Consider the following 18,114-nt stretch of genomic DNA (forward strand, 5'->3'; position numbering starts at 1 on the left):
GCAGCTGACTAGATCAGAACGGTTGCAAGAGAAGACAGGGAGGCCGGAAGGCTTCCCGTTTTCCTGCATTTTCACGAGAATTGGAGGAGTTTCCCATGGTTAAGAGTGACTGGAGATCCCGGTTTACCTCTTCATTGTTCGTCCTTCCTTACCTGACCAGTTTTTGCGTATTTTTGCTTTTCCCGATTTTGTATGGTGTGTATATCTCCTTTCACAATTTCGAAATGCTTTCCTCTACACGCAAATTCGTAGGCTTCGAACATTATGTCAAAATTTTTACGCCAGGCTCTTATTTAAACGATCAATTTTTTAGCGGACTATGGAACACGTTTCAGTTCGTCATTTACTCTGTCCCACTGCTGGTAATACTGGGACTGCTGCTGGCCATGCTGGTCAATGCGCTTCCAGGCAAAATCCGGGGCTTGTTCCGGACCTTCTACTTCATGCCGTATGCTATTTCCGGTTCGGTTATGGCGGTTATCTGGCTGATGATGTTTGATACCAATGCAGGTTTTATCAACGGTATGCTTGCGAAATTGAATATATCGCCGATTCCTTGGCTGACGGGCCTTCCATGGGCCTGGGTGTCTCTGGTAATGACGACGCTCTGGTGGACGATCGGCTTTAATATGGTTATTTTTATCAATGCATTGAATGAAGTTCCTGAAGATTATTACGAGGCTGCTTCCATTGACGGCGCTAACGCCTGGAACAAATTCGTAAGTATTACGCTGCCGTCCATCCGGCCGGTTATGCTGTTTATTATCATTACGTCTACGATCGCTTCGTTTAATATTTTTGCACAGCCGTTCCTTCTCACCCGCGGAGGTCCCGGCGACAGTACGAAAGTGCTTCTGATGAACGTGCTCGACGAGGCTTTTAAAGGCAAAGATATGGGATCGGCTTCCGCAATGGCGATTCTGATGGCTTTGATTATTATGCTGGTGTCGGCAGTGCAGTACCGCATTGCCTATGCAAGAAAGGAGTAGCGCCATGAAGAAAACGATGATGATCCTGCTTGCCATTATTGTGGCTGTTGTCTTTCTGCTTCCATTGATTTGGATGCTGTCTACTTCATTCAAGAACGACTTTGAAGCGCTGGCCGGCCAAATGAACTTTATTCCGAAGAAGCCGACACTGGATAATTTCCGGGATGGGCTGAGCGGAGACATGTTGAATGTGCCGATCGTCCGCTGGATCACCAACTCGCTGGTTTCCGGCTTTGCCGGGACGGCGATCGTATTGCTGATCAGCTCTATGGCTGCTTTTGCACTGGCACGCCTGCAAGATTTGCCTTTACGCAAATTCATGTTCTCGATGTTCGTCGCTTCCATGATGATTCCCGGCGTACTGACATTTCTTCCTATGTATATGGAGTTTAACTATTTTGGCTGGATTAATACGTACTATGCGCTCATCTTGCCGTATTCATCCGGAGCTTTCGGCGTATTCCTGCTGTATCAGTTTTTCTCTTCCTTCCCTAAAGAGATCGAAGAAGCGGCGCGGATCGACGGAGCGAACAAATGGCATCTGTACTCCCGCATACTGCTGCCTGCTTCGGTATCGATCATGGTCACGCTCTGCATCTTCACATTTATGGGAATTTACAATGACTTCGTATGGCCGCTGTATGCGACAACATCTCCGGAGATGCGGACCATTACAGCCGGTATCGCAATGATGGCGCAAGGAAGTTATACGCAGGCTTACGGAAAGCTGATGTCGATGACGGTCATCGCGACACTTCCGGTTCTGATCGTGTTTGTGCTCGGCCAGCGCTCCTTCGTAAAAGCCATCACTCAGGCAGGCGTAAAGTAAGTTTCAGTAACACCATTGATGTCATCCTATATGCTTTAAGAAGAGACCCTTGGGGTCTCTTTTTGAAATACTGGGGAGTGATTCAGACTCCCTGTTCGCGCAACGAAGCAGGTTCATATGACGGAGGCGGGATCCTAATGAAACCAATTCATCGAAAAATGGCTGGAACAGCGGCTGCCCTAATAGTGGCGGCTGCAGCCGGCGTGGGGGTATGGGCAGTGAAAGAAGAGAAATCTGCAGGGAGTGCCATTACAGTTCCCTATAACGGCCATGGCGGTACATTCAAAAATACATTGGCAGACATAGATACGCCGGATCCCAGCATGGTGTACAAAGACGGATATTACTATATGACGTTCACGCATAACGGGACGGATGTCACGATAATGAAGTCCAGAACGGTCGACTTTAAGCAGGCTCTCAAGAAAACGGTATGGTTCCCGGATGTCGGAACGAAATACAGCGCGAACCTTTGGGCTCCTGAGATCCAATATATCCAGGGGAAATGGTACATTTATTTTGCTGCGGACGACGGTGCCAACGAGAATCACCGCATGTATGCTTTGGAAGCGGACAGCGGCGATCCGATGGGCTCCTATACGTTCAAAGGCCAGATCAAAGATGCAACGGATAAATGGGCGATTGACGGTTTAGTAATGGAATTGGAAGGAAAGCTGTATTTTGTATGGTCCGGATGGGAAGGCGATGTGAACATTCAGCAAAATACGTACATCGCTCCGATGAGCGATCCGCTGACCATCAGCGGTCCGAGGGTGCTGCTGTCCGAGCCTGATCTGGAATGGGAGCGCGCTGGGGGACCGCCTTATATTAATGAGGGACAGTCGATTTTATACAAAGACGGTACGGTTCATCTTGTCTATTCCGGGGCGGGCAGCTGGACGCCGTTCTACAGCTTGGGGATGCTGAGTTTGAAAAAAGGCGCGGACCCGCTGATTGCCGCCAACTGGACGAAGACGATGGAACCGCTGCTTGCGATGGATGACAAAGCAGGCGTGTACGGTCCAGGGCATAATTCATTTGTTTCTTCGCCTGACGGTAAAGAACAGTGGATTATCTACCATGCGACATCGGGCGTTTCCGACGGCTGGAACAACCGCAAAGCCCGGGCCCAAAAAGTAACCTGGGATGAGCAGGGTATGCCTTCGTTCGGTACACCGCTCTCCTTAGATACGGCGATTCCTAATCCTTCCGGATCCGGCATCTTTGCATTAAAGCCATCAGAAGCTGCAGGCACGTATAATGTGGATTTAATTCCTTCAAGCCAGGATCTGGAGGCGCCGGTTATGATCCATTACACAAACTCCGCAGGTGAAGAGAAGCAAGCGGATATCATCACGGCTGGAGGCGCACCGATTCAGGTTAAACTGCCGCCGACGGAAGGCAGCGCACCGGGATACGCCTATGCCTATGTTCCTTTGAAACAAGGAATGAACAAGATCAGCATAACCGGCGGTGATGCTTCCTTGTCAGTTATCGCGGTAGAAATTCCGCGTTATGAAGCAGAGGATGCGGCTGTTGGACCAGACGGAAACGCTGAGGAGAATGCTTTTGCTTCCGGCACGGGCATCCTAAACATTCAGGCCGGGCAGAAGGAGAGTGTCCGATTCCCGCAGGTCAACGTTCCTTATGATGCAGACTACAACATCAGGCTGGCGATTGCCAATCTTTCCGGAAAAGAAGCGAAGGTAACCTTACGCGTGGAAGGCGGAAAGAAGAAGACGGTGACTGTTCAACCTACAAAGCGAAATGATTTCCAACCCGTCATGATGACGGTTCCATTGAAGTCAGGCGCAAACGGGATTATACTTGAACAGGCTGATGCCGATCTGGCGTTGGACTATATCGATGTAACCGGAATAACACCATAAACAGGGGGAAGGGGCTATGAACCACTTGTCCTTTAAGAAATGTAAAGCAGGCATGCTGACATGCTTCATATTGATCTTCATCGTGTTGGTTACGGCAGGCTGCAAAGAAGAAGAGAACGAGTCTCCTGCCGTACCTGCACCCGTTCAAACACCGTTGCGGCTGGAATATTGGACACCTTTCAGCGGCGGTGATAATTTGTTCATGACGGAGCTGGTTGACCAGTTCAACAGGGAGCATCCCGCGATTCAAGTAGCTCAGAAAAATTCAAGGCTGGATGATTACTACTCCCGGCTGAAAACCGCCGTCCTTTCGGGGAATGCCCCGGATGTCGCCATTATTCACGCTTCCAGCCTGCCTCAGTTTGTTCAGAATGGCTATATTGAAGATGTATCGTTGTCTGCCAAAAAGGCGGGAATCGAATGGAACAACTATAATTCAGCCAATATGAAGGCAGCCACTTTTATCGGCAAGCCCTACGCCGTTCCTTTGGATACTCACGCGCTGGTTATGTACTATAACAAGCCGATGCTCCGTACGGCCGGTGTTCTGAACGCAGACGGAAAGCCGGTTCTTGCAAAGGGTACCAAAGGGTTTACCGCCTTTTTGAAGACACTGCAAGCCTCACTTCCCGATGGCATTACCCCGCTCGCCCAGCCGAGCACCAGAATCGATTCGGTCTGGTTGTGGTGGAGCCTGTACAACCAGATGGAAGGCGGAGGGACGTTTTATAATAAAGAGGGTACCAAAGCGGTGTTTGACAATAAACAAGCTTTGGAATCGCTTAAATACGTTGACGGCCTATATAAAGCGCGGCTGATCGGACCGGACATTAATGACGCGTTCAAGATGTTTTATGAAGGGAAGGCTGCAGTCTTTATTACCGGGATGTGGGCTACCGGAGCTTTGGAGAAGGCGTCCGGCCTGGACTTCGGGGTCGTTCCGCTGCCAACCTTGTATGATAAGCCTGCGGCCTGGGCGGACTCTCATACGCTGGCCATTCCGACGCAGCATGAAATGTCTGAAGAAAAAAGAGAAGCTTCCATGGTATTTATAAAGTGGCTTACGGAACACGGAGCTAAGTGGGCGGAAGCAGGCCATGTGCCAAGTATGAAGCAGGTGATTCATAGTCCGGAGTTTCAGGCGCTGCCTTACCGCAGCGATTATGCAGCATCAGCGAATTCTGTAGCCTACTGGCCTAGACATACACGACAATGGACCTTGGTTGAAATGATTATCCGTCAATTCGAACGGATGATTTACGGCCAGCAGACTCCGGAGGAAACACTAAAAGCTGCTGTGAAACAAATTAATCTCGAACTGTCCAAGTAAGGCGGTGACCTAGTATGAACATCGGAAATCCCCTGCAGGCGGCCAACCGCTGGTTCCGAAACCTTGAGCTGGCCCGGAAGCTGATTTTGATAAACGTCCTGTTGATTGCCGTTCCGCTGGGAGTCATGTGTATGTTCGCCTTCGCCAGCTTTACGGGCAAGATGGAGCAGCAGGTCGGCAAATACCAGCTGCAGACGCTGAAGCAAGTCACTTATAACATCGATACGTATATGAACGAATTGAATCGGCTGTCGCTGATTCCTTACCAATATCAGGAGATTCTCGACTTTCTCGCTTCCGAACGCCAGCCGGGGCAGCCTTTGGAGCTCCAGGAGATCGATCAGTTGAACAGCTTTGTCTCCAAAGTGTTTCTGAACGGCCGGGTCGATATTATGGGTGTTTCTCTGTACGGGGAAAAAGGCGCGTCCTATGTAGTCCTGCCCGAAAGCCAATATATAACGACGTATAAGCTCGATGACACCGCCGAATGGCTGGAACAAGCCAAAGGACGCTACGGTCAACCGACATTTATTACGACCCATGAAGTCCAATCCACCAGCGGTACGGTATACAAAGTGTTTTCGATCGCCCGGGAGCTGCGGAGCTTCGATACCGGACAAACGATCGGATATATCGTTATCGATATTGATCCGGCGGCTGTCCGCAACATTTTGTCCCAAGTCAGCCTGGGCAGTAAAGAATCGCTTTATATTGCAGATAGTATCGGCGATCTGGTGATCCGCAAAGAGAACACGGATGCGTATCCTTCCATGGGACAGCTGAGCGGAGAAGGCGTCCTGCACCGGGAACAGAACGGAAACAGTCTTCTGGTTGCCCATGTGAAATCCAAAATAACCGGATGGACCACCGTCGGCGTAGTTCCCGTAAGGGAATTGACAAAGGAAACCGTAGTCGTCCGCAACTCGCTGCTGCTGATCGGAAGCCTATGTATCCTGCTTGCGGTCCTGTTGTCCGCCTTCATCGCATTCCGTATCACGATGCCTCTTCGGAAGCTGAGAAGTCTGATGCGTAAGGTTGAACATGGTGAGCTGAAGGTCCAGTTTCCCGTGAAACAGTCGGATGAGGTCGGGCAGCTGGGGAACGCGTTCAACATGATGGTTTCCCGGTTAAATGAGCTTGGTTATTTGCTGTACGAGACGGAAATCAGGGAAAAAGACGCCCAAATTGCGGCTCTGCAAAGTAAAATTAATCCTCACTTTTTGTACAATACGCTGGGCTCGATTTCCATGTATGCCGAAGTAGAGGGCAACCGGGAGATCGTCACGATGACCAATAGCTTAAGCAGGCTGTTGAGGTATTCTTTAAGCGGGCGGAAAGAAACGGTCACCCTTAAAGATGAAATAGAGCATGTGAAAGGTTATATGACCATCCAAAAGATGAGATACGGCGACCGGATCCATTTCCGGCTGGATGCCGATGAGTCGCTGATGGATTGTACCGTCATTCCGCTCATGATTCAGCCGATTGTAGAAAATGCGATTAACCACGGGCTGGATAAGGGGATCGGCGACGGGAACATCTCGTTAAGCTGCACTAAGCACAATGGCGTATTATCGGTTACAGTTGAAGACGACGGAATCGGCATGACCGTGGAACAACTCGAGGAAATCCGGTACCGGTTGGATCATTGCCAGGATTTAGGAGGAACTACGGGCAACGGATTATTGAATGTTCACCGCAGAATTCGCCTTCATTACGGAGAGGGTTACGGGCTTCAATTGGAAAGTATGCCGTACCGCGGCTTGAAAGCGACATTAACGCTGCCGGTTTCTTACCTGGCGGGCAAGAATAGCGGGGAGGCCTGACACCTATGGACAAACACAAAATTCTGATTGTCGACGACGAGGCGATTTTTCGTAAAGGGCTCCGGAAAATGATCGAATCCTCCGGGGGACCTTGGGAAGTGGCGGGAGAAGCAGTGGACGGTTATGAAGCGCTTGAACGTCTGGAGGCGCTTCGTCCTGATGTCATGATTACAGACATCCGTATGCCGAGGATGGACGGTATCCAACTGCAGCAAATCGTAAAGGAGAGGTTTCCTGAGCTTCTTGTTATCGTGCTGAGCGGCTATGACGAGTTTACTTATGTACAGCATTCCCTCCGCCATGGCGTTAAAGATTATTTAATGAAGCCGGTGGAACGGGAAGAATTATTCCGTACACTGTCTGAATTGGAGAAGGAGTTAAGCCGCGCGGAAGCCGGTAAATCCGCCACCGCAGACTCTGCGCCGGGCAGCGATCCCGAAATCAGGAAACATGTGAGCGAGCATTTGATTACCGGCCTGCTGCGGGGCTATGTGAGTGAGAAGGAACTCGAACTGCTTTCGAAAATCGGTGTGCAGTTCAATGACCCGCGATTTGCCTGCCTGATTATCAAGCTGGACAAAGATATGATGGACAGGGACCGCTACCGGAAGGCCGATCCTTCGCTGTTTCAGCTCTATATTCAACAAATCGTGCAGGAAATATTGAACCAGAGGACAAACGGGTTCTGCTTTGTGTTCTCGGATTCGGAAGTCGTTGCCTTAGTGAATTTGAAAGAGGGCGAAGCCGCTGCCCAGAGCCTTTCAGATATTTCCGAAACGATCCGGATCCGTATGATTTCACTGTCTAATTTAACGGTAACTATCGCGCAGGGAACTATCGTAGATGGCATCAGGGACATTCCGCGCTCGTTTAACGAAGCCAAAATTGCCCTGTTGTACCGGCTCCTGTTAGGCGGAGACCAGGTGCTTACTTATGAGCAAACGGCCATGGCGCAGACGATCCCGGCCGAAGTGAAGCCCTGGTCTTGGGACGATCTGGAGTCTTCTATTCACGACGGGCGCCAGGAAGAGACAGAACGCCGTGTAGTTACCGTTGTTACAGACTTGTGTGAGCAGTCCAAAAATCCGGAAACGATTCAGCAGCAAATCAGTAAACTGTTGATCTACTATTACGATTTGGCTGAGAAGCTGCAGGTGACCAAGCTTTGGCTGCAAGGAAAAAGCATGCAGAATGTGCTGTTTGATATCTGCTCGATTACCTCCCGCTCCGAACTGGTTGATGCGTGCCGTGTTCTGCTCGGCCGGCTGGCGCGTTCGGTGGAGGAAGGGCGGAAGCAGCAGGATTCTGATCCTGTCGATAAGGCGCTGCGTTATGTGTCACGGCATTTCCGCGAAGCCATCACGCTGAAGGAGGTAGCCGATCAGGTGTATTTGAATCCGGCTTACTTCAGCACGCTGTTCAAACAACGGACCGGCAAAACGTTTGTGGAATACTGGACGGACTTACGAATTGAAGAAGCCAAGAAGCAGCTCTCTTATTCGAATGAGAAAATAGCCGTCATTGCAGAGCAGACCGGGTTTGGGAATATCAGGCATTTTAACCGGGTGTTCAAAAATGTGACAGGCTCAACTCCTAATGATTATCGGGAACAGGCCCGTTCCGTGAGGCAGGACTGATTATTCCTGTATATCGGCTTCACCTTCCTCATCATCCCGCAATTCCTGCTCCACCCTCTCAAATGCCGAGGACAGGGGGACTTTCGTCAAGTCCTCCTGCTGCTTGGCCCAATACTTAATGTTTTCATACAAATCCTTGTCATCCATCACGCACCTGTCCTTTCTGTCCGATGTTGCGGATAGTTTGCGCCAAAGCGGAAAAGAACATCTAAGGAATATTATCGGGTTACTTCGGGGAAAGATAATGCTTGCTGTAAATTTGCCAAGTACCGGGGGATTTCTATGAAATATTACCTTTTGTCGCATAACGATCTGGACGGTGTCGGCTGCGGCATCGTAGCCAAGCTTGCGTTCGGGGACCAGGCCGATATCCGTTATAACTCGCTTTCAGGCTTAAACGTAAGTGTAGAGAGATACCTGGATCGATGGAAAGGGAAAATCCGTGCGGACCAAATGCTCTTTATTACAGATTTATCAGTTCACGAATCCAATGAACAGGCGCTGAGCGAGTTCGCGGAAAAGGGCGGACAAGTTCGCCTGATCGATCATCATAAATCCGCGCTCCACTTGAACGACCGTCCTTGGGCGGAAGTGACCGTAGCGTATGAGGACGGCCGGCTTGCGTCGGCGACTTCGTTGTTCTGCGAGCATTTGATCAAGCAGGGCCTGCTGGAACGGTTTGAGGCATTGGACCATTTTGTAGAGCTGGTGCGCCAGTATGACACTTGGGAATGGGATGCCAACGGGAACGAAGAAGCGAAACGATTGAACGACCTGTTTTATATGGTGTCGATCGATGAGTTTGAAGCCAGTATGCTGGGCAGGCTGCGCAAAGGGGAATCGTTCTCTTTTGATGCTTTTGAAGAACGCATCCTGGACATGGAAGAGGAAAAGATTGGCCGGTATGTGCGCAGGAAAGGGAAAGAACTCGTTCAGACATTTATCGGCGGATTGTGCACGGGCATTGTTCATGCAGAGGCCTATCATTCGGAACTGGGTAACCTGCTCGGTAAGCAAAACCCGCATTTGGACTATATCGCTATTTTGAATATGGGAGGCAAACGGGTCAGCCTGCGTACCATCCATGACCATATCGATGTCTCGGAAATCGCGGGGCAATATGGCGGGGGCGGCCATGCTAAAGCTTCAGGCTGCATGATGACGGAGGAAGTGTACCGGAGCTATGTGTCTGAAATTTTCCCTTTGGAACCGATCCGGCTTGATGCGTTCCGGAATTATTATAACCTGAAAGATTCGGCCGCCGGCGCCCTTTACGAGGACCGGGAAGGCAGCTCGTATTATTTGCACCGCACGCGCGATGGCTGGGGAATTGAGCAGAATGGACAGATCAAGGAGCAGACATTTTCTTCGTTCCAGGAAGCTGAATCTCACATAAAAAGGCAGTTCGGCGCAGCACTGTCGCGGGACGAACGTTACGTTAAGTATCTCACCGATCATCTGCTCCAGACAAAGTTTCCGGTGGAACAAGTGAAAGTCTAGTCGGATTAACGAACTGCAGACACGCTATCTCTTCAATATCCAGCTTTATCGAATTGTATCGAATCAAGGCCACCTTATTTCGCTGACTTTTCACCTTAAAGCGGATTTTTCCGGCTAATAGCGTGTTTCCGGTTCTTTAGACGGGTTGGGCACCGTGTTTTTCGGCGAATAGGGTGTAGAGGATTTATTAGGGGACCCAAAAAGCAAATAAGCACCCGGGAGAGGTGCTTATTTGTTATTACTTAAATAAAAACGCTTTACTTCTGCTTAACATTGATAAGTTTAAACGTCTCAATACTATGATCCATCGTGACAGTTACCATGACGGAATCGTCAGCGTAAACACGGGAATTTGTTTTACCGTTGTCTTTAATATGAATGTTTTTAACAAATTCAGGCTTACCATAGGTGTAACCAAGACTGCTTCCGTCGTACTCAACCTTTAATTTACTCACTTTCACACTCGGATCTCCAATGTATTCGAGACTGAAGTTCTTCGTGAGATTGTTATCATAAGAAAGACGCCCATCCACCTTATCCCATGTCTCAGTTCCTTTGACATGATACTCCGCCTTCCAGTCTTGGCTGGACCCCTTAAACTTGTTATCCAGTTTGGTGATTTCTGCGTGAGAACACGAGGTAAGGAGCAGCATTGCGATCCACAATCCTATTTTTTTCAATGTAATCCTCCAAAAAGATGACGTCTACAAATATTACCATAGCATCCTTTTTCTTAAAAGCAGAAAAAGTCCCCATCTCTCTTTCCATCCCTAAATAACAAAAATCTAACAAAAGGCGTGTCTATGCTAACAAATTAAGCTATACTGATGGAAACGGTAACAAGGAACAGGCACCCACATGACTTCACAGGGATCAGGCAATCAGCAGACAACGAGATGGTCCTGGTTCAGCAATATGCGTATGGAGCGCAAGCTTTTGCTTATCTTTCTCGTCATTATCACCGTCCCGTTAGCTCTGATCGGGTACATTTCCTATAACAATTACGCGAATCAATTGAATACGGCTGTGTACTACCAGAACCTGAGCAGGCATAAGGACTGGCTGAAGCATGGATCGAGTTTTTCGTGAAGGAATCCGGTTATGTGGACGATTCCGGCTTCAAACAATGGAACGACAGATGGAAGCAAGCACGGTCCCAGACCGCAAAATAAGGAAAGATGGAATGGTGCAGATTTTATGTCAAAAAAAATAACCATGCAGCAAATCGCAGATTACTGCGGTGTATCGAAATTCGTAGTTTCCAAAGCGCTTTCGGGCAAAGGGGGTGTCAGCAGCTCAACAAAGGAGCGTGTCATTCAGGCTGCTTCCCAGCTTGGCTATTTTGCGCATAAGAAGATAAATTTCAAGCCGGAGAAGGGTCTGCCCGCCCAGGCCGGAAACGGGAATCACAAGCAAACCGTGCTGGTGCTGATGCCGAACGTCCGGTTTCAGACCAAGGATTCGGTGTATTGGGGGCGGATTGTTGACGGGGTATCGGCCAGGTTGGAGGAGATGGGGCTTGGGATGATCATCATCTCGGAGCAAAGCAACGAACATTTTCTGCAATTGTTCAACCCCAGCGGCATCCTTGGGCTGATCGGCGTAGGGGAAATTTCCACAGGCATGCTGCTGGAGGTGCACCGAATGGGCATCCCGATCGTGCTGATCGACCATGAAGATCCGTTGATCCCTTCGGATACCGTGTTCGTGAACAATTATGATTGTATGGCCCGATTGACCAAACATTTGATAGGTCTGGGCCACCGCAGGCTTGTTTTTTTCGGCAGCCTGCAGTTTTCAAGAAGCTTTCACGATAGATGGCTCGGGTTCCGAACAGCGCTGGAATCCAGCGAGTACGCAGGGCATGAAGGTGACGAACTGCTGTACCCACTGGAGGGGGTTGCGGAGTTCCAGGACCAGATCGGGCGCTGGATTCAAAAGCAAAAGAAAACTTCCTCGATGCCCACAGCCATCGTTTGCGCCAATGACGCCATTGCCATTCAGGCGGTGCAAACGCTGGTGGAAGCAGGGGTCCGCGTTCCCGGAGAGATATCCGTTACCGGGTTTGACAATATTGCCCCGGCGGACCAGCTTGAACCGTCGCTGACGACGGTGAATGTGCCGAAGGAGATGCTCGGCCGCCGTGCCGTTGAGCTGCTGGCCAGCCGCATCGCTGACCGGGACAAGCCTACCGAAAAGCTGCTGGTTTCCGGCGATCTCATGCTCCGGAACTCGAGCGGGGAAGCAGCCAAGGCAGCCGCGTGTGATTGTCTGCAGCGGTAAATTAAAAGGAGGCACCCATCATTGAGTGGAGCCTCCTTTTACTTTTATGATTTCAAATACTCCAAGTTCCGGTTCAAAAAGGTCGCCGGCGTTACCCCGAAGGATTACCGGGACAGTTATGCGAAATAGCGTTTCACGGCAAAAGAAAGCAGCCCGGCAGATTACTGCCGGGCTGCTGCCGCATTGTCGGGAGAACGGCCGTGCATCAGCCGGAACTTCTCCGGCGTCATGCCTTCCGCTTTGCGGAACGTGGCAATGAAATGGCTGGCCTCCCGGAAGCCGGTCATCGCCGATACCGATTGCACGGTGAGCCGCCTGTCCATAATCAGAAACTGCTTGGCTTTCAACAGCCGGAGGGAAATGAGATACTGGTAAGGAGTATAGCCGAAAGCTTTGCGGAACAGAGAATTCAGCTGGCGGGCGGAAATGTCCAGAATGGCGGCCATCGTGTTCATGTCCAGGTCGGGATCGCGGTATTCGGATTCCAGAAACTGCAGAAGCGGGAGCAGGCGCTCCTTCAACGAGTAGAAGGAGGGCTGGTTGTCCACTTTACCGTGTTTCTTCAACTCTACCAGGAACCGGTACACTTCAATGGAATGGTCCAGGCCGGTAATATCGCGGTAAGCCTCGACCCCTGAAATCATCGAAGGCAGCACCTGTTTGAATGCGCTTCCAATATGCCAGTGATAAACCGAGGAAAAGCGGATTCCCAGCGAAGCAGCCGTTTCATTCACTAACTGGCCGTTAAATGTAAGATAGTAAGTGCTCCAGCGTTCGCCCACGGCTTCATACTCATGAGCTACGCCCGGCAGCAGCAGTATGCCGTGATTTTCGGGAAGCGTCACGCTGTGCGACTCCAAATGGATAATGCCCGAACCGCTTGCCGTGTGCAGCCAATGATAACAGGGATAGCCCTCCGGCCTGGACATGAACTGTTCATGATTGTTATATCCAATACTGTCAATATAAAAGGGTAAAGTCTGCTCGGGAACAGGCAGTAGAAAGCGGATCCAGGGTTCAGTCATGGCGTCCTCCTCGAGAAAGCGATTTCGGTAATATTATATCGCATTCTTTTTCTATTGGTAAGAGCGGACTCCACTGTCAACAATTGCTCTTTATTGCGCACCAGGGATGACCTATAATCGAGAGAGAAGAAATAGATCATCTGAGGGGATTATTCCTATGAATATACTCATGCCGCAGCAGCGCCCGGGAGAGCGCTTTGCGGATTGGCTGTACGGCCGTGTAACCAGGATGCGGAGTTATGATACCCGGTATTGGAGGACCTCCTCCGTTGGGGTCGGACTGATGTGCAGCTTGGTGCTGGCTTGTACCGCGCTTGGGATTCCTACCGGGTTCGGAGCAGGCGCGGATATTGCGGTTCTGGTCCTGCTGGGGCTGTTGGGGATGGTACTGGCCGGTTATGCAGGGGCCTTTGTGTTCGCGGTGATGTACCTCCCCGTCCCCAGGTTTCACACGGCCTATGCACTTTATACAGGAGGCGTAGCCTACACGGCGTTTGCTTATGCCGATGTAGGCGAGCTGGAGGCGCTGGCGATTGCGCTGGCCGTCACGGCGGCAGCCGAGCTGCTAGGGATCGGCCTCGCCGTGCTGCGCAGCCGGCGCCTGCCCGCGCCGGCGAAAGCCGCGGCAGCCGTGCTGGCCGCGGCAAGCCTCTGGACGGCGGTGTACCAGCCGTCCATCGGGGTGCCCGCAGCGCTGAAGTTTGGCGCTGCGGACCGGGACGCCGTCGCGGCCGATGCCGGGAGCGCGGCGGATCAAGCGGACGGCGCCGGCGTGCCGGCAGGCGCCGTGGACCGCGCGGGCGGGCCCGCGCAGCTGGCCGCGGCGGATCCTGCCGCGCCGGGAGCGTACCGCTACCGCAGCTTCACCTACGGCAGCGGTACGGACCGCCGCCGGGCCGAGTTCGCCGGCGGCGCGGAAGTGCGGACGCAGCCGGTCGACGCTTCGGCTTACATTACCAAATGGAAGCCGCTGCGAACCTGGTTCTGGGGCTTCGACCAGCATGCGCTTCCGGTCAACGGAAGGGTGTGGATGCCGAAAGGAGACGGCAAGTTTCCGCTGGTGCTGATCGTCCACGGAAACCATTTGATGGAGCAGTATTCGGACGCAGGCTACGCATACCTGGGAGAGCTATTCGCCAGCCGCGGTTTTATTGCGGTGTCCGTGGATGAGAACTTCCTTAACTATTCCGTCTGGTCCGGCATTCCGAATCAGGACATGAAAGTTCGCGCGTGGATGCTTCTGAAGCATTTGCAGCAGCTGCAGGAGCTGAGTTCTAAGGAAGGGTCGCCTTTCTTCGGCAAGATCGACTGGTATCAAATCGGGCTGATCGGCCACTCCCGAGGAGGACAGGCCGCGGCGATGGCGGCGGACAGGGACCGCTGGTTTGCCGACGATAAGGGACTGGATTCCTTGAACGGGCTGAACATAAAAGCGGTGGCCGCCGTAGCTCCTACGGATACGACTGTGGACCATACGGCCGCGAAGTTGAAAGACACGTATTACTTCACAATGCAAGGCGCCCAGGACGGGGATGTGAATAATTTTAACGGGGAAGAGCAGTATATCCGCAGTTCGTTTTCTGAGGGGACAGAGCGGTTTAAATCGTCCCTATATATTGGGGAAGCGAATCACAGCCAATTTAATTCGGACTGGGGACGGATGGATAACAGCATGCCGGACGGAATCCTGCTGAGCCGGAAAGGAATGCTGAAGGCAGCGGAGCAGCGGAAGATTGCAAAAGTGTACCTGAGCGCTTTTCTGGAAACCGCTTTGCATGGGGCAAGCGAGTACAGGGGATTATTTAAGGATTACCGGACAGGGCTGGACTGGCTGCCTGAAGCGCACTATATCAATCGGTTCGAGGACGGCACGTTCCTGTCGATCGACCGGTTCGATGAGGACCGGAACAAGATGGAGCTCAGCGGAGGAACCGCCAATGCGGAAGGAAACGGATTGTCCTGGACCGAGCAGGATGCGCTGAACCGGGACCGGAAGGAAAAAGGCACCCGCGGCGTCGTTCTGGAATGGAAGGATGAGGGAGCCTATACGATCGAGTTATCGCCTGATTACAGGCAGAAGATGAAGGGCAGAAACCTGTCGGAGCTGGTGCTGAATCTGGCTGATATGGGCAGGGACGTATCCTCGGCCGGGAACACTGTGCCGGAAGATTGGAGCGATCCGGACATTACAATGGAGCTTCGGACTGCGGACGGTCAGACCTCGCGCCTTCCGTTAAGCGATTTCGGAACCTACAGCGGCATGCAGCCGACCCGTTTCCTTGCAGTACCGTGGCTGGAACACCGGCTTCGCGACGGAAAGTACAAGGAATCGGTCGAGCCCGTGTTTCAAACGCTGACTGTGCCGCTGTCCGCATTTGCCCGGACATCACCCGGCTTTCAGCCTGAGCAGCTGACCTCGATCACCATCCGCTTCAGCGGCGGACCCGGCAAGATCATGCTCGACGATATCGGCATGAAATAACAGATACATGATACCTCTGCACAAACCAGGCTTGATTTCCGGGTGTGCAGGGGTTTTTGCATAGAAAGTGCATCTCCTGCAAGCGAGTGCACGTACCTACACCCCGCGGTAAGCTTTCCGGTGAAAAGCAGTAATGCTGCGGAACAGCGAAGGGCCGTCCTCGGGAACGGAGGGATCTGGGGTCATTTTGCAATACATAGCTTGATAAGGTTCAGGCACCCAAATGTAGTTGTGTACATAATCGGTTAAGATGAAGCCGTTCGCCTGCCAGAAATGATGCCGTTTCTCATCCTCCGCCGTCGTTCCCGCTTCCGCTTCGATCAGCAGGGTAGTGAACCCTCCGGTACGAAGGGCCCAATCCTTCAGCAGATTCATGAAGGACGTACCGATTCCGGTGCTTCTCCGCTCTGGAGCGACACCAATGTAATCGATCAGCAGAACACGCGGATGACTTGTCCGGCCGCTGATCGCCATTGCCAACGTTTCTCCGGTTGTGTGATCAGCCCCGATATGCAAAAAACACATCTGTTTCTGAAACATGCTTTGGATGACAGCCCGCTTCTTGCGGGTGTGGGCAGCAAACGACTGATGATACACGTTCTCCGCACGCTCCCATAGCTGAGAATCCCACTGATCCGTTGTGAAAAACTCCATGTTCCGGCCTCCTTTAGTACAACTATACCCTTTTTCCTGTTCAAGATTCAGCCGGTGACGATTACAAAAAAAGAAAGCTTTCCCAAGGAAACGATCATCCCTGAAAAAGCCGGTTTTCAATCAAGACTTACTTTACGGAAACGCGGATTACATTCCACGAAGCTTTGCCCAACTGTGCCTGAACGACGGTCCCGTCCGCTTTGGCATTGCCCAGCTTATGAGGCGCAACCTGGTCCGGATCACCCGATGTGTTGACGGCCTTCAAATCGGCATGCTCCAAAACGAGATGCTCGATTACGGAACAGGTACCGAAACTTCGGAGATCAACTGTAAGCGGAAGCGGCTGTTCGATGGACCGGTTCACAGCGAAAACCGTTACTTGGGAAGCTTCTTCGTTGTAAACGGCGATACTCTCTAAGTACGGAACATCCGTCACCTCTTTCGTATCGTACTTCGGCGATTTCACGAGAGGCACCAGCGCCTGGCCGCGTCCATAAAGCGAGGCATGCAGGAACGGATAGTAAATCGGCTGTACCCAAGCCTTGCCGCCGGTTTCGGTCATAATCGGAGCGATTACATTCACCAGCTGGGCTAGACAGGCCATTTTGACACGGTCCGCGTGCTTCATCAGGGCAATGAGCAGGCACCCCACGACAAGCGCATCTTCCATAGTGTAGACATCTTCCAGCTGGGGAGGGGCGGTTTGCCACGGCTCGATCCGGGTATCGGCTTCATGGGAATGAAACCATACGTTCCATTCGTCAAAAGACAGATTCATCGTTTTTCGGCTGCGTTTCTTGGCCTTCACATAATCGCAGGTGGCCGCAACACTGGCTATAAACTGTTCCATTTGCAGCGAGCGGGCAAGGAACAACGGTGTGTCCTGTTCCGCGTTGCCGTAATACTGGTGCAGCGAAAGATACTCTACATGATCGTACGTATGGTCCAACACCACTGCTTCCCATTCAGGATAGGAAGGCATGTGCAGGTTCGAGCTTCCGCAGGCAACCAGCTCAATGGAAGGGTCAACCCACTTCATTACTTTTGCCGTCTCGCAGGCGATACGCCCGTATTCTGCCGCCGTCTTGTGCCCGATTTGCCATGGGCCGTCCATTTCGTTGCCGAGGCACCAGGTTTTGATGCCGTGAGGCTTATCGTATCCGTGACTTTTGCGCAAATCACTCCAATACGTGCCTGACGGATGGTTTGCATACTCGACCAGGCTGCGTGCTTCTTCGGGTCCGTGTGTCCCGAGATTCACAGCCCACATCACCTCGGAGCCTGCGGCTTTCGACCAGTCAACGAATTCGTTCAGCCCGAACCGGTTCGGTTCGATCGTTCTCCAGGCCAGTTCCAACCGGGACTTCCGCTCTTCCAGAGGACCGATCCCATCCCTCCAGTCATAACCGGAGACAAAGTTGCCGCCGGGATACCGGATAATCGGCACTTGAAGTGCCTGGATGAGTTCCAGCACATCGGTCCTGAACCCTTGGCCGTCCGCCTTCGGATGGCCCGGTTCGTAGATCCCGCCATACACGGCTCTTCCTAAATGCTCAATAAAAGAGCCGAACAGCCTTTTATCGACCTCACCGATCTGAAAATCTTTATCTACGGTCATTTCCGCTCTTATGGCATTGCTGTTGTCCATACCTTTATCCTCCCTTATTAAA

The 18,114-nt window shown here is 51.7% G+C and carries 15 protein-coding genes; 10 read left to right on the forward strand and 5 right to left on the reverse strand.

Annotation, left to right across the window (positions count from 1 at the left end; all coding sequences use genetic code 11):
- Positions 1 to 95: 95 nt before the first annotated feature.
- The 6 genes from ACFSUF_RS04765 to ACFSUF_RS04790 all read left to right on the forward strand — a co-directional run bounded on the left by ACFSUF_RS04765 (position 96) and on the right by ACFSUF_RS04790 (position 8,500).
- Positions 96 to 989, forward strand: a complete 894-nt coding sequence (locus tag ACFSUF_RS04765; RefSeq protein WP_377600653.1) for a carbohydrate ABC transporter permease — start codon at positions 96 to 98, stop codon at positions 987 to 989.
- A 4-nt stretch (positions 990 to 993) separates the two neighbouring features.
- The gene (locus tag ACFSUF_RS04770) at positions 994 to 1,818 is read left to right on the forward strand and encodes a carbohydrate ABC transporter permease (RefSeq protein WP_377600655.1); all 825 of its coding nucleotides are present in this window, start codon (positions 994 to 996) and stop codon (positions 1,816 to 1,818) included.
- A gap of 137 nt (positions 1,819 to 1,955) precedes the next feature.
- Positions 1,956 to 3,707 (forward strand): family 43 glycosylhydrolase, encoded by a 1,752-nt coding sequence (locus tag ACFSUF_RS04775; RefSeq protein ID WP_377600658.1) that lies wholly within the window; start codon positions 1,956 to 1,958, stop codon positions 3,705 to 3,707.
- 16 nt (positions 3,708 to 3,723) lie between these two features.
- A complete protein-coding gene (locus ACFSUF_RS04780; protein ID WP_377600660.1) occupies positions 3,724 to 5,037 on the forward strand; it encodes an ABC transporter substrate-binding protein in 1,314 nt (437 codons plus the stop codon).
- Positions 5,038 to 5,051: 14 nt separating this feature from the next.
- Complete coding sequence (locus tag ACFSUF_RS04785) at positions 5,052 to 6,863, forward strand: cache domain-containing sensor histidine kinase (protein ID WP_377600662.1); 1,812 nt, start codon at positions 5,052 to 5,054, stop codon at positions 6,861 to 6,863.
- A 5-nt stretch (positions 6,864 to 6,868) separates the two neighbouring features.
- Positions 6,869 to 8,500, forward strand: coding sequence for a response regulator (locus tag ACFSUF_RS04790; protein ID WP_377600665.1), 1,632 nt, complete (start codon positions 6,869 to 6,871; stop codon positions 8,498 to 8,500).
- On the opposite strand, the gene ACFSUF_RS04795 is transcribed toward ACFSUF_RS04790, so the two are convergent.
- Positions 8,501 to 8,647 (reverse strand): hypothetical protein, encoded by a 147-nt coding sequence (locus ACFSUF_RS04795; RefSeq protein WP_377600667.1) that lies wholly within the window; start codon positions 8,645 to 8,647, stop codon positions 8,501 to 8,503.
- Between the two features lie 135 nt (positions 8,648 to 8,782).
- Between ACFSUF_RS04795 and ACFSUF_RS04800 the strand changes: the two genes are divergently transcribed.
- On the forward strand, positions 8,783 to 10,000 hold the full coding sequence (locus ACFSUF_RS04800; protein WP_377600669.1) for a DHH family phosphoesterase: 1,218 nt from the start codon (positions 8,783 to 8,785) through the stop codon (positions 9,998 to 10,000).
- Between the two features lie 257 nt (positions 10,001 to 10,257).
- On the opposite strand, the gene ACFSUF_RS04805 is transcribed toward ACFSUF_RS04800, so the two are convergent.
- Entirely contained in the window at positions 10,258 to 10,680 is a 423-nt protein-coding gene (locus tag ACFSUF_RS04805) for a hypothetical protein (RefSeq protein ID WP_377600674.1), read from the reverse strand.
- 178 nt (positions 10,681 to 10,858) lie between these two features.
- Between ACFSUF_RS04805 and ACFSUF_RS04810 the strand changes: the two genes are divergently transcribed.
- Together ACFSUF_RS04810 and ACFSUF_RS04815 are read left to right on the forward strand one after the other, a co-directional pair.
- Positions 10,859 to 11,089 carry a CHASE3 domain-containing protein gene (locus ACFSUF_RS04810; RefSeq protein ID WP_377600676.1) on the forward strand — a complete coding sequence of 77 codons (231 nt, stop codon included), beginning with the start codon at positions 10,859 to 10,861 and terminating at the stop codon, positions 11,087 to 11,089.
- A gap of 108 nt (positions 11,090 to 11,197) precedes the next feature.
- Entirely contained in the window at positions 11,198 to 12,283 is a 1,086-nt protein-coding gene (locus ACFSUF_RS04815; RefSeq protein ID WP_377600678.1) for a LacI family DNA-binding transcriptional regulator, read from the forward strand.
- 161 nt (positions 12,284 to 12,444) lie between these two features.
- Here the strand turns inward: ACFSUF_RS04815 and ACFSUF_RS04820 are convergent, their stop codons facing one another.
- The gene (locus tag ACFSUF_RS04820; protein ID WP_377600679.1) at positions 12,445 to 13,308 is read right to left on the reverse strand and encodes an AraC family transcriptional regulator; all 864 of its coding nucleotides are present in this window, start codon (positions 13,306 to 13,308) and stop codon (positions 12,445 to 12,447) included.
- A gap of 157 nt (positions 13,309 to 13,465) precedes the next feature.
- On the opposite strand from ACFSUF_RS04820, the gene ACFSUF_RS04825 reads away from it, so the two are divergent.
- Positions 13,466 to 15,790 (forward strand): poly(ethylene terephthalate) hydrolase family protein, encoded by a 2,325-nt coding sequence (locus ACFSUF_RS04825; protein WP_377600681.1) that lies wholly within the window; start codon positions 13,466 to 13,468, stop codon positions 15,788 to 15,790.
- 96 nt (positions 15,791 to 15,886) lie between these two features.
- On the opposite strand, the gene ACFSUF_RS04830 is transcribed toward ACFSUF_RS04825, so the two are convergent.
- The gene (locus ACFSUF_RS04830) at positions 15,887 to 16,444 is read right to left on the reverse strand and encodes a GNAT family N-acetyltransferase (protein ID WP_377600683.1); all 558 of its coding nucleotides are present in this window, start codon (positions 16,442 to 16,444) and stop codon (positions 15,887 to 15,889) included.
- A gap of 127 nt (positions 16,445 to 16,571) precedes the next feature.
- A complete protein-coding gene (gene arfA, locus ACFSUF_RS04835; RefSeq protein WP_377600685.1) occupies positions 16,572 to 18,092 on the reverse strand; it encodes an arabinosylfuranosidase ArfA in 1,521 nt (506 codons plus the stop codon).
- Between the last annotated feature and the right edge of the window lie 22 nt (positions 18,093 to 18,114).

It is taken from the genome of Paenibacillus gansuensis (assembly GCF_042684925.1).
GTDB lineage: Bacteria > Bacillota > Bacilli > Paenibacillales > DY6 > Paenibacillus_N > Paenibacillus_N gansuensis.

Bases quoted from the DNA above. Each gene is read 5' to 3' on its own strand.
- ACFSUF_RS04790 (WP_377600665.1), top strand. From the start codon at position 6,869: ATGGACAAACACAAAATTCTGATTGTCGACGACGAGGCGATTTTTCGT.
- ACFSUF_RS04795 (WP_377600667.1), bottom strand. From the start codon at position 8,647: ATGGATGACAAGGATTTGTATGAAAACATTAAGTATTGGGCCAAGCAG.
- ACFSUF_RS04785 (WP_377600662.1), top strand. From the start codon at position 5,052: ATGAACATCGGAAATCCCCTGCAGGCGGCCAACCGCTGGTTCCGAAAC.
- ACFSUF_RS04765 (WP_377600653.1), top strand. From the start codon at position 96: ATGGTTAAGAGTGACTGGAGATCCCGGTTTACCTCTTCATTGTTCGTC.
- ACFSUF_RS04815 (WP_377600678.1), top strand. From the start codon at position 11,198: ATGTCAAAAAAAATAACCATGCAGCAAATCGCAGATTACTGCGGTGTA.
- ACFSUF_RS04830 (WP_377600683.1), bottom strand. From the start codon at position 16,444: ATGGAGTTTTTCACAACGGATCAGTGGGATTCTCAGCTATGGGAGCGT.
- arfA (WP_377600685.1), bottom strand. From the start codon at position 18,092: ATGGACAACAGCAATGCCATAAGAGCGGAAATGACCGTAGATAAAGAT.
- ACFSUF_RS04770 (WP_377600655.1), top strand. From the start codon at position 994: ATGAAGAAAACGATGATGATCCTGCTTGCCATTATTGTGGCTGTTGTC.
- ACFSUF_RS04820 (WP_377600679.1), bottom strand. From the start codon at position 13,308: ATGACTGAACCCTGGATCCGCTTTCTACTGCCTGTTCCCGAGCAGACT.
- ACFSUF_RS04800 (WP_377600669.1), top strand. From the start codon at position 8,783: ATGAAATATTACCTTTTGTCGCATAACGATCTGGACGGTGTCGGCTGC.
- ACFSUF_RS04810 (WP_377600676.1), top strand. From the start codon at position 10,859: ATGACTTCACAGGGATCAGGCAATCAGCAGACAACGAGATGGTCCTGG.
- ACFSUF_RS04780 (WP_377600660.1), top strand. From the start codon at position 3,724: ATGAACCACTTGTCCTTTAAGAAATGTAAAGCAGGCATGCTGACATGC.
- ACFSUF_RS04775 (WP_377600658.1), top strand. From the start codon at position 1,956: ATGAAACCAATTCATCGAAAAATGGCTGGAACAGCGGCTGCCCTAATA.
- ACFSUF_RS04825 (WP_377600681.1), top strand. From the start codon at position 13,466: ATGAATATACTCATGCCGCAGCAGCGCCCGGGAGAGCGCTTTGCGGAT.